The organism is Streptomyces sp. NPDC044984 (genome assembly GCF_040646935.1).
Taxonomy (GTDB): domain Bacteria; phylum Actinomycetota; class Actinomycetes; order Streptomycetales; family Streptomycetaceae; genus Streptomyces.
Window position 1 is genome coordinate 1 of record NZ_JBEZBE010000023.1, and the last position, 14,359, is coordinate 14,359.

Here is a 14,359-nt window from a genome sequence, read left to right on the forward strand (position 1 = left end):
GCCGGTCCGCCGTAGAAACGTGTGCTCTTCGACGATGAAGCTGAACGCGGTGTTCGGGCGGGGCGCCGTAGGGCGCCCCGCCGAGCCTCCTGCCGTACGGACGGGTGCCTCAGCCGGCCGGGATCCCGTCCCGGTCCTCCGCGCGGCGTCCGGCCATCCGCTGCTTGACGACGGCGACGACCAGCACGACCGCGGCGACCAGCAGCGACAGCAGCACCGTCGTGCGCCCGTTGTGCTCGGTGTCGGTGAGCATGTAGCCGAGCACGAACACGATCAGCGCGGCGCTGGCCCACGTCAGGTACGGGTACAGCCACATCCGCACGACCAGCTTCTCCGGCGCCTCCGCCTGGATGATCTTCCGCATGCGCAGCTGCGAGAAGCAGATCACCAGCCACACGAACAGCGCGACCGCTCCGGAGGAGTTGACGAGGAAGAGGAAGACGGAGTCCGGGAACTTGTAGTTGAAGAAGACGGCGACGAAGCCGAACACCACGGACACGAGGATCGCCGTGCGCGGCACACCGCGGCCCGTGGTCCGGGCGAACGCCTTCGGCGCGTCCCCGCGCCGGCCGAGCGAGAAGGCCATCCGGGAGGCCGTGTAGAGCCCGGAGTTGAGGCAGGACAGCACGGACGTCAGCACGATGAAGTTCATGATCTGACCGGCGTGCGCGATGCCGAGGGAGTCCAGGGCGGCGACGTAGGAGCCGTCCTCGGTGATGGACTCGCTGTCCCACGGCAGCAGGCAGACCACGACGAGGATCGAGCCGAGGTAGAAGACGCCGATCCGCCAGATGATGCTGTTGGTGGCCTTGGTGACGGCCCGCTGCGGGTCCTCCGACTCGCCGGCGGCCAGGGTGGCGATCTCGCTGCCCATGAAGGAGAAGACGACGAGCAGGATGCCGGTGAGGATCGCGCCGGCGCCGTTGGGCAGGAAGCCGCCGTGGTCGGTGAGGTTGGCGAGGCCGGCCTGGTCGCTGTCGACACCGGGCAGCACACCGAAGACGGCCAGCCCGCCGACGACGATGAACGCGGCGATGGCGACGACCTTGATTCCGGCGAACCAGAACTCGAACTCGCCGTAGGAGCCGACGGACACCAGGTTGGTGGCGGTCAGCACCACCATCACGATGAGCGCCCAGCCCCACTGCGGAACGGCCGGTATCCACCCCTCGAGGATCGCGGCACCGGCGGTCGCCTCGACCGCGAGGACGACGACCCAGAAGAACCAGTAGAGCCAGCCGATCGTGAACCCGGCCCAGGGACCGAGCGCCCGGTCGGCGTGCGCGGAGAAGGACCCGGACGTCGGGTTGGCCGCGGACATCTCGCCGAGCATCCGCATCACCAGCACCACGAGCGTGCCGACGAGGGCGTACGACAGGAGGATGCCGGGGCCGGCGGTCGCGATGCCGGAGCTGGAGCCGACGAAGAGGCCGGCGCCGATGACACCGCCGATGGCGATCATCGACAGATGGCGGTTCTTGAGCCCGGCCTGAAGCCCGGAATCGTGTTCCGAGGGGCTGCTGCCGGACTCTCCGGGGTCTCCGGGGCCGCTTCCGGCTGTTCTCAGGGTCGGCTGCGAGGTCATGGAAGAGATTTCCTTTGCGCCGTGGGGGGAGCTGTACTCCGTACGGGTCTACGGGCCGGACCAGTGAAACGGAGGCCATCGAATTGGGGAACCTTCGAATCCATATTGTTACTTGAGCTTTTCCTGAGGTTCTGTAATTCTCCTCACGTTTTCGGCTGCGGCACCCGGCGCGCCTTCCCGTGAACCCCCGTGTCACACTCGGACCATGCGCGTGTATCTCGGCTCGGACCATGCGGGCTACGAACTCAAGAACCACCTCGTCGAATGGCTCGAGGCGGCGGGCCACGAGCCCGTCGACTGCGGCCCGCACATCTACGACGCCCAGGACGACTACCCGCCCTTCTGCCTCCGCGCCGCCGAGCGGACCGCCGCGGACGAGGGCGCCCTCGGCATCGTGATCGGCGGCTCCGGCAACGGCGAGCAGATCGCCGCGAACAAGGTCGAGGGCGTACGGGCGGCCCTGGCGTGGAGCGAGGAGACGGCGGCCCTGGGCCGCCAGCACAACAACGCCAACGTGGTCGCGGTGGGCGCGCGCATGCACACCCGGGACGAGGCGACGAAGTTCGTCGAGACCTTCCTGAGCACCCCGTTCTCCGGCGACGAGCGCCACATCCGCCGGATCGACATGCTCGCCGCCTACGAGACCGGCGGCGGCCTCCCGCCGATCCCGGCCCACCACCCGCAGCAGTAGCGGGCGAGCGGGACGCAGCGGAAGAGGAACGAGCGAGGGGGACCGACCCGTGCCCGAGGGTCACACGATCCATCGGCTGGCCGAGGACTACGCCGCGGCCTTCCGGGCCGGCACCCCCCTCCGCGTCACCAGCCCCCAGGGCAAGTTCGCCGACGCCGCCGCCCTCCTCGACCGCACGCCGCTGCACACCACCGACGCCCACGGAAAACACCTGTTCCTCGGCTTCGGCGACGCCGAGCCCGCCGAGTGGGTCCACATCCACCTCGGCCTCTTCGGCAAGGTCACCTTCGGCCCGGCCCCGGCGCCGCCGCCCACGGACACCGTCCGGCTCCGCCTCGCCGACGACCTGTCGTACGTCGATCTGCGCGGCCCCACCACCTGCGCCCTGATCACGGACGGCGAGAAGCGGGCGGTCCACGACCGCCTCGGCCCCGACCCGCTCCGCCCGGACGCCGACCCGGCGCTCGCGTACCGCAGGATCGGCCGCAGCCGTACGACGATCGCCGCCCTCCTCATGGACCAGAAGGTCATCGCGGGCGTGGGCAACGTCTACCGCGCCGAGGTCCTCTTCCGGCACGGGATCGACCCCTACCGCGCGGGCCGGGACATCACCCCGGCCGAGTGGGACGCGGTCTGGGCCGACCTCGTCGCGCTGATGCGCGAGGGCGTGCGCGACAACCGCATCGACACCGTCCGCCCCGAACACACCCCGGAGGCCATGGGCCGCCCGCCGCGCGTCGACGACCACGGCGGCGAGGTGTACGTCTACCGCAGGGCCCACCTGCCCTGCCACATCTGTGGCGGCGAGATCCGCACCGCCGATCTCGCCGCCCGCAACCTGTTCTGGTGCCCGGGGTGCCAGCGCCGCTGAGCGCTCAGAACCCGTGCGGCAGCCACGGCGCCGGGTCGCTCCCGAACCCCAGGGACGCCTCCGCCAGCGTGCCCCGCCGCAGCTCCGCCACCCGGCCGGCCGCCGCGAGCGCGGTGAGGCCCACCCCGCCCAGATACGCCGCGCCCAGCTCCCGTACGGACAGGGCGAGGTCGGCCGGGTCCTCCGTACGCTCGCAGGACGCGCCCTTGGCGTCCCCGCTCAGCCGCCAACGCCCCGCGTTCCAGGGGCAGAAGGCGTCCTCCACCTCGAACACGACGTCCACCGGCGCCCGGTACGTCCGTGCCTGGAGCGCCGCCCCGACGTCGACCAGCCGTACGTACAGCGAGTCCCGTATCTCCGGCCGGCACCGGCGGATGTCGGACACCAGGTACTGCCACGCCTCGTCGACCGGCCGGCCGCGCGCCACCAGCGTCGACGTCAGGTCGACGCCGAACAGGAACCGCCACAGCGCGGCGTCCGCCGCCGGATCCAGCGCGCTCAGGGCGCTCAGGATCACCGAGCCCTCGTGTCCCGCCGGACCGTACTCCCCCTTCACCCGGAACCACGCGTACCCGACCGTCTCGCCGTCCCGTTCGGCGACGACGCACTGCAGCGGCGACGCCCCGTCCCGGCCGCTCGCCGGGTCCAGCGTCCCCAGCCGCTCCCAGCCGGGCCGGCGCGCGAGCATCCCCGGCCGGCCCGGCACGAGCCGGGCGTACACCGCCTCGCACGCGTCGAGCACGTCGGCGGGGGCCGCGTACCGCACCCGTACGTCGTCCGTGCCCGGCGGGACCGACAGACGCGTACGGCTCGTGTCGATCTCGGCGTTCAGCTGGAAGGCGGCCGCCCCGTACCCGAACCGGCCGTAGATCGCGGGCTCCGACGCGGTGAGCACCGCCAGCGGCTCGCCCCAGGACCGGATGTCGTCCAGCTGGCGCCGCATCATCGTCCGCAGCATGCCGCGCCGCCGGTGCGTGGCGGCCACGCTGACCCCCGTGATGCCCGCGGCCGGAACGGACTCACCGCCGGGGACGGTCAGCCGGAACGAGAACGCTCCCGCCGTCCCCACGCACGCGTCACCGTCCCAGACGCCCAGGAAACGGTCGTACTCGGTGAGCGAGTTCCACAGTTCGCGCTCCTCGTCCGCCTCCTCGGCGCCGCCGAACGCACGGATCAGGTTCGCGTACCACTTGTCCCAATCGTCCGGATGCAGCACTCGAAGTCCGGTTGCGAGGTCCGCCTGTTCGTTCGCCATGAGCCATGCCTACCAGGGCGGTACGGGACGAGCGAGGCAATTTTCCGCTGGCGGCCCCACGACGGCGTCCGGTGAAGTTGACTGTGAAGTTGACTGTGAAGTCGGCCCCGACAAGGGGACAACCAGGACCTCCCGTGCCAAGTGGCCGGTCTGATGGATAGGGTCCCGAACTAATGGCAGCAGGACGAGAGCGGCGCGCGGAAGCCGAGACGTTCACGGCCCGGTTGAAGAAGCAGTGGCACCGGGCCCGCGTCGGCATGCGCCGGAGCGCGGTCGACTACTTCCGCGGGGACGGCTCCGACTGGGTCGCACTCGCCGGACTGCTCCTCACCGTCCCGCTGATCACGGCCGGGACGCTCGCCAACTCCGTGTGGTGCGCACCCGCCACGCTGGTCCTCCCGATCGTCGTCGGCGGCCTGCTGCTGCGCCCGGCGAGCCTGCTCGGCCTGTACGCCGCCGCGGCGACGGCGCTGATCGTGGAGTCGGTGCAGCTCGGTCCCTACACCGAGGGCGCGGCCCGCGTCACCCCCGGCGTGGTCCTCACCGTCGCCGGCTGCGGCTTCTTCGGGCTGCTCGTCGCCCAGTTCCGCAGCCGGGTCGGCGTGCCCTGGCGGCGCGGCGGCACCATGCTGTTCGACCTGCGCGAACGCATCCGGGTGCAGAGCAAGCTGCCGAAACTCCCGGACGGCTGGCACCGCGAGATGGCCCTGCGCCCGGCCGGCGGACAGTCGTTCTCGGGCGACTTCGTGGTCGCGGCCCGCACCAACGGCGGGCGCACCCTGGAGGTCGTGCTGACCGACGTCTCCGGCAAGGGCATGGACGCCGCCTCGCGCGCCCTGCTGCTCTCCGGCGCCTTCGGCGGCCTCCTCGGCAGCCTCCCGCCGCACGCCTTCCTGCCGGCCGCCAACGGCTACCTGCTGCGCCAGGACTGGGACGAGGGCTTCGCCACCTCCATCCACCTGGTGCTCGACCTGGACTCCGGCGACTACGAGCTCTACTCCGCGGGGCACCCGCCGGGCCTCCAGCTCAGCGCGGGCAGCGGCCGCTGGGAGGAGAAGGCGGCCGACGGCCCGCTGCTGGGCGTGTACGACGGCGCCCAGTTCGACTCGGTGAAGGGCACCCTGCGCTCCGGGGACGTGCTGATGCTGTTCACGGACGGCCTGGTGGAGACCTCCGACCGGGACATCGTGGAGGGCATCGACCGCCTCACCGGCGAGGCCGACCGCTACGTCGCCGGCGGCTTCCACGGTGCCGCCTGGCACCTCATCGAGGCGGTCGCCAAGGACGTCAACGACGACCGTGCGCTGCTGCTCATCTGCCGTGAGGGTCCGACGGCCGCCGCTCCCCGCTGACCCGTGCACACTGGGCGGGTGACCGAGACGACACCGCCCGCGCCGATGACCACGGCCCAGGTCGAGGCCATCGCCCGCGCCGCGCACGCCGGCCAGACCGACAAGGCGGGCCGGCCCTACGCCGAACACCTCCGGGCCGTCGCCGAGGGGGTGCGGGCGCGCGGCGGCGACGAGGAGCAGATCGCGGCGGCCTGGCTGCACGACGCCGTCGAGGACGGCAGGCTGTCACGGCGCCGGCTGGAGGAGGCCGCACTGACCCGGCGGACCAAGGACATCGTCCTCGCGGTCACCAAGCGGCCCGGGGAGTCCCCCGAGGCGTACGCGGCCCGGATCCTCGCCACCCCCGGCGCGCTGCTGGTGAAGGAGGCGGACCTGGCGCACAACGCCGACCCGGCCCGCCTCGCCGTACTGGACGGGCCGACCCGCACCCGGCTGACCGGGAAGTACGCGCGGATGCGCGCACTCCTCGGTCTCGTGGCGGAGGAGGGGAACTCCTAGGCGGGGACCTTCTCGCGGGTCTCCGCCTGCTGCCGCCGCTCGCGTTCGCGGGCCAGTTCGGCGGCGTCCCGCTTGAACGCCCACTCCATCCTCGGCTCCATCGCGAACCGGAACACCCGCCGCACGGGAGCGGTGCACAGCAGCGTCACCACGACCGCCGCCAGGACGCTCACCGCGATCTCGCCGAGCGGCCGGTGCAGCACGGAGTGGTCGAACCAGCCCCGGTAGTCGCCGGCCTTCACCACGAAGCCGTGCAGCAGATAGCCGTACAGGGTGCCCGCGCCGAGCGCCGTGAACCACAGGTGGCGGCCCGGCACCCAGGCGAAGAAGCACGCGGTCAGCAGCAGCGAGCAGCCGAACAACGCGAACACCATGACCGGGCCGGCCCACCACGGCGCGCCCAGCTCCTGCGCGGCGTCACGGTGGTAGAACCAGGCGGTGTTCATCCGCGGCACCGCCCACCAGCCGAAGGCCAGCGCCGCCGCGAACACCGGCACCGCCGCGATCCGCACCGACCGGCGGCGCACCAGGTGGAAGTGCTCCGGCTTCATGCACAGGCCGAGCACGAAGTACGGCAGGAACTGCAGCACGCGCTGCAGGTCGAGATCGTCGCCGATCCCCGGGGTGACACTGGCCAGCACGGCGATGCCGAGGGCCAGCGGCAGCGGGTGCCGTACCGTGTTCCAGATCGGCGTGGTCAGCCGCCACACGAACAGCGCGACCAGGAACCAGGTCAGGTACCAGGGGTCGAGCAGGCTGATCTCCTGCTCCGGGGCGTCGTCGACGACCCGCCTGAACAGGGGATAGGCGGTCTCGAACACGATGTACGGCACGGCGACGCCGGTGATCAGCCGGCGCAGCCGGTCGGGCCGCATGTCGAAACTGCGCGAGAAGAAGCCGGAGATGATGATGAAGGCCGGCATGTGGAACGAGTACACGACCGTGTACGCCGCCTCCAGGACCCGGCTGTCGCCCTTGAGGGGCTCCCAGGCGTGACCGACCGCCACCAGCACGATCGCCAGGTACTTGGCGTTGTCGAAGAACGCGTCGCGCTGTCCGCCGGACGGCGCCGGCCGGTCACCGCGCCGGTTCCCCGTGCGCGGACTCGGTACTCCGGGTGCCGGAGACCGTGCCGGGGGGAGCGGCGTTCTGCGGTTGCCGTACGGTCGCTGCGAGTTCGTCACTGACCCTCCCGGCGGGGACTCGGGAAGTCGATCGGTGAGCTCGCTGCGCTTGCGGGGGACGAGGCAGCGTGGAACATCTGAGGCACCCTAGCGTTGTCCGCGGGATTTCGTAAAACGTCCGACGTCGTTCCTGGTATTGGGCTCGGATACCCCGGATCGGGGAAAGTGTGCGACGTGGTCGGCGTGACGGCCGACACTCCGTGCGCAGAGGGAACTTGATCGTCGCGCGGGCCGCCCTTGTCATGATTATTCCGGACTGAGTCCTGCATGAGACCGGCAGGCGACACCGGTGATATGTCCAGCTTCGGTGCGTCTTTCCGGCATTGCGGGAAGGTCCGCCGGAACATCTGCGGCGGCAATTCGAATTGGCTGCGAACGCATTGTGTGGAGACGGAAATGATCCGGTTGAATTCCCTGCGCGGGTGTTCTTTCGAATTGCCGTATGACGCACCGCCGTTGGCCCGCGCGGACGGCCGCGCGCGGGCGGGTCCGGCCGCGCCGGGACGGATGATGCGTCAGCCGCCGCATAGGGCGGCCGTGTTGGTGGCACGATGGTTCTGGCGGGGTGCGCGGGGTCGCGTCGCCCGGGCCGGGGAAGCGGAACCGACCGAGGGTGTGATCAGTTGTGGCCATTTCACTGTCCGTCGTGCTGCTGTTGGCGATCATCCTGGTGGTGCTGATGAGAAGCGGCTCCATCAAGGCCGGGCCGGCGATCGTCGCCGTCCTCTTCGGCTTCTTCCTCGCCTCCACCGGCATGGCCGACGACATCCAGCGGTTCCTGGACTCGATAGCCGAGATGATCAACTCGATCAGCTTCTGAGGGGCGCCGGAACCCCGACCGCCGACGGCACGGGCCGGCCCCGCCGTCCCGGTGGCCGTGCCGATCGCACCGAGGACCGCGCCCGTCACCCTCACCGAGGTCGCAGACCGTCCCGCCCCGGGCGCTCACGGTGCCCTCTTCCGCACCCGCCGGGCCCGCGCGATCAGGGCCGGGCCGGAGGAATGATCCTCCGGCCCGGCCCTGAGCCGTGAAGAGCGGGCGACGGGAATCGAACCCGCGTAGCTAGTTTGGAAGACTAGGGCTCTACCATTGAGCTACGCCCGCACGAAGCGCGCCGCGCGTCGGTGACTGCGGCACTGACAGGCATCGTAGCGGGTCGTGGGCCCCCGTTGCACACCCCGTTTCCGGACCGCCCCCGGCGCCGCACCGCGCCCGCGAAACGCGGCGGCCGTTTCGCCCGGGTGCATGTACCCTACGTGTCGCACCAGACGGGGTGTGGCGCAGCTTGGTAGCGCGTCCGCTTTGGGAGCGGAAGGCCGTGGGTTCAAATCCCGCCACCCCGACCAGCCACCTGCTCATGCACCGGTGATCGCCTTTTGGGTGCCGTAGCCGCTGCCGTTACTATGCAAGCTGCACGCCCGTGTGTCTCTGACGTCCTCCGGGCGGCGAATCGGCCGGACCCCTCTGGTCCCGGCAGAACCCGAGAAGTCAGCCACAAGGAGACCGAACCGTGAAGAGCGCCGTGGAGACCCTGAACCCGACCCGGGTTCGGCTCACTGTCGAGGTGCCCTTCGAGGAGCTCAAGGACAGCCTCGACGCGGCGTACAAGAAGATCAACCAGCAGGTCACGGTGAAGGGCTTCCGCAAGGGCAAGGTCCCGGCCCGGGTCATCGACCAGCGCTTCGGCCGCGGTGCGGTGCTGGAGGAGGCCGTCAACGACGCCCTCCCGAAGTTCTACACCGACGCCGTCAACAACGCCGAGCTGAGCCCGCTGGGCCAGCCCGAGGTCGACATCACGGAGCTGAAGGACGGCGAGACGCTGAACTTCACCGCCGAGGTCGACATCCGCCCGACCATCGAGATCCCGGACTACTCCGGCATCGAGGTCGAGGTCGACGCCGTCGAGGTCACCGACGAGGACGTCGAGAAGTCGGTCGAGCAGCTCCGCGAGCGCTTCGCCTCCACCTCCCCGGTGGAGCGCGCCGCCGAGGAGGGCGACGTCGTCACCATCGACCTGGAGGCCAAGGTCGACGGCGAGGTCCTCGAGGACGGCGTCGCGAACGGCGTGTCGTACACGATCGGCTCCGGCGAGCTGCTGGACGGCATCGACGACGCCGTGAAGGGCCTGGAGGCCGGTGGCGAGGCCACCTTCACCTCCGAGCTCAAGGGCGGTTCGGCGGCCGGCAAGGAGGCCGAGGTCACCGTCAAGGTGTCCCAGGTCGCCGCCCGTGAGCTGCCGGAGCTGGACGACGAGTTCGCCCAGCTCGCGTCCGAGTTCGACACCCTCGAGGAGCTGAAGGCGGACAGCCGCAAGCGCCTGGAGAACATGAAGGAGTACGACCAGGCCACGCAGGCCCAGGAGCGCGTCCTGGAGAAGCTGCTCGAGCTGGTCGAGGTCCCGGTCCCCGAGAAGCTGCTCGAGGACGAGATCAACACCCGCAAGCACAACCTCGAGCACCACCAGCTCGGCCAGATGGGCCTCGACCTCGCGAAGTACCTGGAGATCCAGGGCAAGACCGAGGAGGAGTTCGAGACCGAGACCCGCGAGGCCGCGGTCAAGGGCATCAAGACCCAGTTCGTGCTCGACGAGCTCGTCAAGCAGGAGAAGCTCAACGTCAACCAGGAGGAGCTCACCGAGCACCTCATGCGGCGCGCCGCCTCCTCCGGAATGTCCCCCGACCAGTTCGCCCAGGCCGTCGTCGAGCAGGGCCAGGTCCCGCTCCTCGTCGGCGAGGTCGCCCGCGGCAAGGCCCTGGCCGCCGTGGTCGAGAAGGCCACGGTCAAGGACACCAACGGCGAGATCGTCGACCTCGAGGACGAGGAGGAGACGGACGAGGCGGAGACCGCCGAGACCGCCACCGAGCCGGCCGAGGAGAAGGCCGAGTCGGCCGAGGAGAAGACCGAGGGCTGACCCTCGCGTCACCTCTGACGAGCGTGTGAAACGGGCCCCGGGTACGTTGTGACCCGGGGCCCGTCGCCTGCCCTCAGGGGCGCGGGGCGGCATCGACGTGCGGCTCCGCCGCGCGGGCGCGGCCGGCCCCCACCGGGCCGCAGCCGCCCACGGACCAGTGGCCCCCCGCCGGAAAGGCGAACGGCGCTCCCCGCGGAGTACACCCCTCTACGCCCCCGGCGAACACTCCCGTTACCGGGATTCCCTGGCGGAGTCACCGCGTTAGGGTCCTTGAATACCAGGGGACGTGAGTCACCGAATACGGCTCCGCCCCCGTAGGGACACGTGAGACGGCCCGGCGCCGTCGTAAGACGAGCAGGTGGATACGTGACGAATCTGATGCCCTCAGCCGCCGGCGAGCCCTCCATCGGTGGTGGCCTCGGCGACCAGGTCTACAACCGGCTGCTCGGCGAGCGGATCATCTTCCTCGGCCAGCCGGTCGACGACGACATTGCCAACAAGATCACCGCACAGCTGCTGCTCCTTGCCTCCGACCCGGACAAGGACATCTACCTGTACATCAACAGCCCCGGCGGCTCCATCACGGCCGGCATGGCGATCTACGACACCATGCAGTACATCAAGAACGACGTGGTGACGATCGCCATGGGCCTGGCGGCCTCCATGGGCCAGTTCCTGCTGAGCGCCGGCACCCCCGGCAAGCGCTTCGCGCTGCCGAACGCCGAGATCCTGATCCACCAGCCGTCCGCCGGTCTCGCCGGCTCGGCCTCGGACATCAAGATCCACGCCGAGCGACTGCTGCACACCAAGAAGCGCATGGCCGAGCTGACGTCCCAGCACACCGGCCAGACGGTCGAGCAGATCACCCGTGACTCCGACCGTGACCGCTGGTTCGACGCCTTCGAGGCCAAGGAGTACGGCCTCATCGACGACGTGATCGCCACGGCCGCCGGTATGCCGGGCGGCGGCGGCACCGGGGCCTGAGCGGCCGCACGGGAGCCCTCGCGGCCCCGTGAACGCCCCACCGGCCCCCGGGCCCGGTGGAAAGCCCCAGCAGCCCCAGCCGACCGCCTCAGCCCCTTTCAGGAGACACCGTGAACAGCTTCCCCGGCAGCGGCCTGTACGACCGCACGCCCGCCGCCTCCGAGAGCCGGTACACCGGCCCCTCGGCCGAGTCCCGCTACGTCATCCCGCGCTTCGTCGAGCGCACCTCCCAGGGCATCCGCGAGTACGACCCGTACGCGAAGCTCTTCGAGGAGCGCGTGATCTTCCTCGGCGTCCAGATCGACGACGCCTCCGCCAACGACGTCATGGCGCAGCTGCTGTGCCTGGAGTCGATGGACCCCGACCGGGACATCTCGGTCTACATCAACAGCCCCGGCGGCTCCTTCACCGCGCTCACGGCGATCTACGACACGATGCAGTACGTGAAGCCGGACATCCAGACGGTCTGCATGGGCCAGGCGGCCTCCGCCGCCGCCGTCCTGCTGGCCGCCGGCACGCCCGGCAAGCGCATGGCGCTGCCGAACGCGCGCGTGCTGATCCACCAGCCGTACAGCGAGACCGGCCGCGGTCAGGTCTCCGACCTGGAGATCGCCGCCAACGAGATCCTCCGGATGCGGAGCCAGCTGGAGGAGATGCTGGCCAAGCACTCCACCCGGCCGCTCGACAAGATCCGCGAGGACATCGAGCGCGACAAGATCCTCACGGCCGAGGACGCGCTGGAGTACGGCCTGATCGACCAGATCATCACCACCCGGAAGATGGACAACTCCAGCCTGCGCTGACGCGGGGCGGGGAGTGACGTCTGCCGCCCCTTGGCACGGTTTGGCACGGTCCACGTCAAAGTGAACCGTGCCAAGGGGGGCCCGAACGGGGGGCCAGGCAAGGTACCGTCGGACATAAGGCAGCACCAGGAGCCGCCGGACGCCCGCGTCCGCGTCTCCCAGGCGAAGGGGAAGCACACCGTGGCACGCATCGGTGACGGCGGCGATCTGCTCAAGTGCTCGTTCTGCGGCAAGAGCCAGAAGCAGGTCAAGAAGCTCATCGCAGGGCCCGGTGTGTACATCTGCGACGAGTGCATCGATCTCTGCAACGAGATCATCGAGGAAGAGCTCGCCGAGACCAGCGAGGTCCGCTGGGAGGAGCTTCCCAAGCCCCGCGAGATCTACGAGTTCCTCGAGGGGTACGTGGTGGGGCAGGAGGCGGCCAAGAAGGCCCTCTCCGTCGCCGTGTACAACCACTACAAGCGCGTCCAGGCCGGCGAGAACGGCGGCGCCCAGGGCCGTGACGACGCCATCGAGCTGGCGAAGTCCAACATCCTCCTGCTGGGCCCCACCGGCTCCGGCAAGACCCTGCTGGCCCAGACCCTCGCCCGCATGCTGAACGTCCCGTTCGCGATCGCCGACGCCACGGCGCTCACGGAGGCGGGGTACGTCGGTGAGGACGTCGAGAACATCCTGCTGAAGCTGATCCAGGCGGCCGACTACGACGTCAAGAAGGCCGAGACCGGGATCATCTACATCGATGAGATCGACAAGGTCGCCCGGAAGAGTGAAAACCCGTCGATCACCCGTGACGTCAGCGGTGAGGGCGTGCAGCAGGCCCTGCTGAAGATCCTCGAGGGCACCACGGCCTCGGTCCCGCCGCAGGGCGGCCGCAAGCACCCGCACCAGGAGTTCATCCAAATCGACACGACGAACGTGCTGTTCATCGTGGGCGGCGCCTTCGCCGGACTGGAGAAGATCATCGAGGGCCGGGCGGGAGCCAAGGGCATCGGTTTCGGCGCGACGATCATCTCCAAGCAGGAGCGGGAGTCCAAGGACCAGTTCGAGGAGGTCATGCCGGAGGACCTGGTCAAGTTCGGCATGATCCCCGAGTTCATCGGCCGGCTCCCCGTCATCACCTCGGTCCACAACCTCGACCGCGAGGCCCTGCTCCAGATCCTGGTCGAGCCGCGCAACGCACTCGTCAAGCAGTACCAGCGCCTCTTCGAACTCGACGGTGTGGAGCTGGACTTCGAGCGCGAGGCGCTGGAGGCCATCGCCGACCAGGCCATCCTCCGCCAGACCGGCGCCCGCGGCCTGCGCGCCATCATGGAGGAGGTCCTCCAGGGCGTGATGTACGAGGTCCCGTCCCGCAAGGACGTCGCCCGCGTGGTCATCACGGCCGACGTGGTCCTCTCCAACGTCAACCCGACCCTGATCCCGCGCGACGCCCGCGGCCGGGGCCCGGGCGAGCAGAAGACGGCGTAACCGCCGCAGCGGCGGCAACGCGAAGGGGCCCCGGTCGACCCGGGGCCCCTTCGGCGTTCGTACGGTTCAGGCCTTGACCCGCGCCGCGGAGCGCAGTTCGGCGGCGAACGAGGCGACGTCGTCCGTGGCCAGGCCGCCGCTGCCCCCCTTGCCTGCCGCGGCCAGGTCCAGTCCGTTGACCACGCCGTAGGTGCTGTGGTCGGCCCACACGCATATGGGCATCTCGAGCGCGGTCGTGCCCTCGGAGATCGAGGCCGTCTGGCACTTCATGACGGCGCCGTCGAGACCGTTCGGCTCGACCGTCTCCGGGCTGCCCTTCCAAGTGACCTTCTCGGCCTCACCCGCGTTGTCGCCGGTGTCCTTGGAGCTCTCGTGGGCGGTGGCGAAGCCCTTGTCGATGGTGGCCTCCGGGTCGCCGATCTCCCCGTAGGCGCCGTTGAAGGACATGGCCTTGCCGAGCTCGGTGGACGAGCCGCTGGTGTAGGACGCCTTCACCACCGTGCCGCTCTCGATGCCGAGCTTCTCCAGGTCGGCGGCGGATTCGGCCCCCGTCGGACCGCCGTCGCTCGAACCGGAGCCGCCCTTCTTGTACTCGCCGACCGAGGCCGGCGGCTCCAGCTTGTGCGGCCCGTCGTCCGCGATGTCCGCACCGCCGCCGCCTCCGCCGATCACGAAGTACGCGCCGACGCCGATGGCCGCGACGACCGCCACCGCGCCGATGATGATCCCGGCCTTCTTGCCGCCGCACGCACGTACG

13 protein-coding genes and 2 tRNA genes are annotated in these 14,359 nt (G+C 70.2%); 10 read left to right on the forward strand and 5 right to left on the reverse strand.

Features of this window, described 5'->3' with window-relative positions; all coding sequences use genetic code 11:
• Positions 1 to 109: 109 nt before the first annotated feature.
• Positions 110 to 1,585, reverse strand: a complete 1,476-nt coding sequence (locus AB0A94_RS24030) for an amino acid permease (RefSeq protein ID WP_361747421.1) — start codon at positions 1,583 to 1,585, stop codon at positions 110 to 112.
• 205 nt (positions 1,586 to 1,790) lie between these two features.
• On the opposite strand from AB0A94_RS24030, the gene AB0A94_RS24035 reads away from it, so the two are divergent.
• Complete coding sequence (locus AB0A94_RS24035) at positions 1,791 to 2,276, forward strand: ribose-5-phosphate isomerase (protein WP_361747424.1); 486 nt, start codon at positions 1,791 to 1,793, stop codon at positions 2,274 to 2,276.
• 49 nt (positions 2,277 to 2,325) lie between these two features.
• Positions 2,326 to 3,147 (forward strand): DNA-formamidopyrimidine glycosylase family protein, encoded by an 822-nt coding sequence (locus tag AB0A94_RS24040; RefSeq protein ID WP_361747426.1) that lies wholly within the window; start codon positions 2,326 to 2,328, stop codon positions 3,145 to 3,147.
• Positions 3,148 to 3,151: 4 nt separating this feature from the next.
• Here AB0A94_RS24040 and AB0A94_RS24045 read toward each other — a convergent pair whose 3' ends face one another.
• Positions 3,152 to 4,402 (reverse strand): GNAT family N-acetyltransferase, encoded by a 1,251-nt coding sequence (locus AB0A94_RS24045; protein ID WP_361747428.1) that lies wholly within the window; start codon positions 4,400 to 4,402, stop codon positions 3,152 to 3,154.
• Positions 4,403 to 4,575: 173 nt separating this feature from the next.
• On the opposite strand from AB0A94_RS24045, the gene AB0A94_RS24050 reads away from it, so the two are divergent.
• Positions 4,576 to 5,754 carry a PP2C family protein-serine/threonine phosphatase gene (locus AB0A94_RS24050; protein WP_361747430.1) on the forward strand — a complete coding sequence of 393 codons (1,179 nt, stop codon included), beginning with the start codon at positions 4,576 to 4,578 and terminating at the stop codon, positions 5,752 to 5,754.
• A 45-nt stretch (positions 5,755 to 5,799) separates the two neighbouring features.
• Positions 5,800 to 6,252 carry an HD domain-containing protein gene (locus tag AB0A94_RS24055; protein ID WP_361747613.1) on the forward strand — a complete coding sequence of 151 codons (453 nt, stop codon included), beginning with the start codon at positions 5,800 to 5,802 and terminating at the stop codon, positions 6,250 to 6,252.
• Here AB0A94_RS24055 and AB0A94_RS24060 read toward each other — a convergent pair.
• Positions 6,249 to 7,436 carry an acyltransferase family protein gene (locus AB0A94_RS24060; RefSeq protein ID WP_361747432.1) on the reverse strand — a complete coding sequence of 396 codons (1,188 nt, stop codon included), beginning with the start codon at positions 7,434 to 7,436 and terminating at the stop codon, positions 6,249 to 6,251. The genes AB0A94_RS24055 and AB0A94_RS24060 overlap by 4 nt on opposite strands.
• A gap of 625 nt (positions 7,437 to 8,061) precedes the next feature.
• Between AB0A94_RS24060 and AB0A94_RS24065 the strand changes: the two genes are divergently transcribed.
• Complete coding sequence (locus AB0A94_RS24065; RefSeq protein WP_217127783.1) at positions 8,062 to 8,256, forward strand: hypothetical protein; 195 nt, start codon at positions 8,062 to 8,064, stop codon at positions 8,254 to 8,256.
• A 214-nt stretch (positions 8,257 to 8,470) separates the two neighbouring features.
• Here the strand turns inward: AB0A94_RS24065 and AB0A94_RS24070 are convergent.
• Positions 8,471 to 8,541 (reverse strand) — tRNA-Gly (locus tag AB0A94_RS24070).
• Between the two features lie 165 nt (positions 8,542 to 8,706).
• Between AB0A94_RS24070 and AB0A94_RS24075 the strand changes: the two genes are divergently transcribed.
• The 5 genes from AB0A94_RS24075 to clpX all read left to right on the forward strand — a co-directional run bounded on the left by AB0A94_RS24075 (position 8,707) and on the right by clpX (position 13,602).
• A tRNA-Pro gene (locus tag AB0A94_RS24075) sits at positions 8,707 to 8,783 on the forward strand.
• Between the two features lie 164 nt (positions 8,784 to 8,947).
• A complete protein-coding gene (gene tig, locus AB0A94_RS24080) occupies positions 8,948 to 10,348 on the forward strand; it encodes a trigger factor (RefSeq protein WP_361747434.1) in 1,401 nt (466 codons plus the stop codon).
• A 378-nt stretch (positions 10,349 to 10,726) separates the two neighbouring features.
• Positions 10,727 to 11,332 carry an ATP-dependent Clp protease proteolytic subunit gene (locus tag AB0A94_RS24085; protein WP_024887530.1) on the forward strand — a complete coding sequence of 202 codons (606 nt, stop codon included), beginning with the start codon at positions 10,727 to 10,729 and terminating at the stop codon, positions 11,330 to 11,332.
• Between the two features lie 110 nt (positions 11,333 to 11,442).
• Positions 11,443 to 12,135: an ATP-dependent Clp protease proteolytic subunit gene (locus AB0A94_RS24090; protein ID WP_030818446.1), complete on the forward strand. Its 693-nt coding sequence runs from the start codon at positions 11,443 to 11,445 to the stop codon at positions 12,133 to 12,135.
• Positions 12,136 to 12,315: 180 nt separating this feature from the next.
• The gene (gene clpX / locus AB0A94_RS24095) at positions 12,316 to 13,602 is read left to right on the forward strand and encodes an ATP-dependent Clp protease ATP-binding subunit ClpX (protein ID WP_217127785.1); all 1,287 of its coding nucleotides are present in this window, start codon (positions 12,316 to 12,318) and stop codon (positions 13,600 to 13,602) included.
• Positions 13,603 to 13,668: 66 nt separating this feature from the next.
• Here clpX and AB0A94_RS24100 read toward each other — a convergent pair.
• On the reverse strand, positions 13,669 to 14,359 hold a 691-nt coding region (locus AB0A94_RS24100; RefSeq protein WP_361747437.1), incomplete at its 5' end, for a hypothetical protein.

Coding starts and splice junctions, on each gene's coding strand:
- AB0A94_RS24030 (WP_361747421.1), bottom strand. CDS start 1,585: ATGACCTCGCAGCCGACCCTGAGAACAGCCGGAAGCGGCCCCGGAGAC.
- AB0A94_RS24035 (WP_361747424.1), top strand. CDS start 1,791: ATGCGCGTGTATCTCGGCTCGGACCATGCGGGCTACGAACTCAAGAAC.
- AB0A94_RS24045 (WP_361747428.1), bottom strand. CDS start 4,402: ATGGCGAACGAACAGGCGGACCTCGCAACCGGACTTCGAGTGCTGCAT.
- AB0A94_RS24050 (WP_361747430.1), top strand. CDS start 4,576: ATGGCAGCAGGACGAGAGCGGCGCGCGGAAGCCGAGACGTTCACGGCC.
- AB0A94_RS24055 (WP_361747613.1), top strand. CDS start 5,800: ATGACCACGGCCCAGGTCGAGGCCATCGCCCGCGCCGCGCACGCCGGC.
- AB0A94_RS24085 (WP_024887530.1), top strand. CDS start 10,727: ATGCCCTCAGCCGCCGGCGAGCCCTCCATCGGTGGTGGCCTCGGCGAC.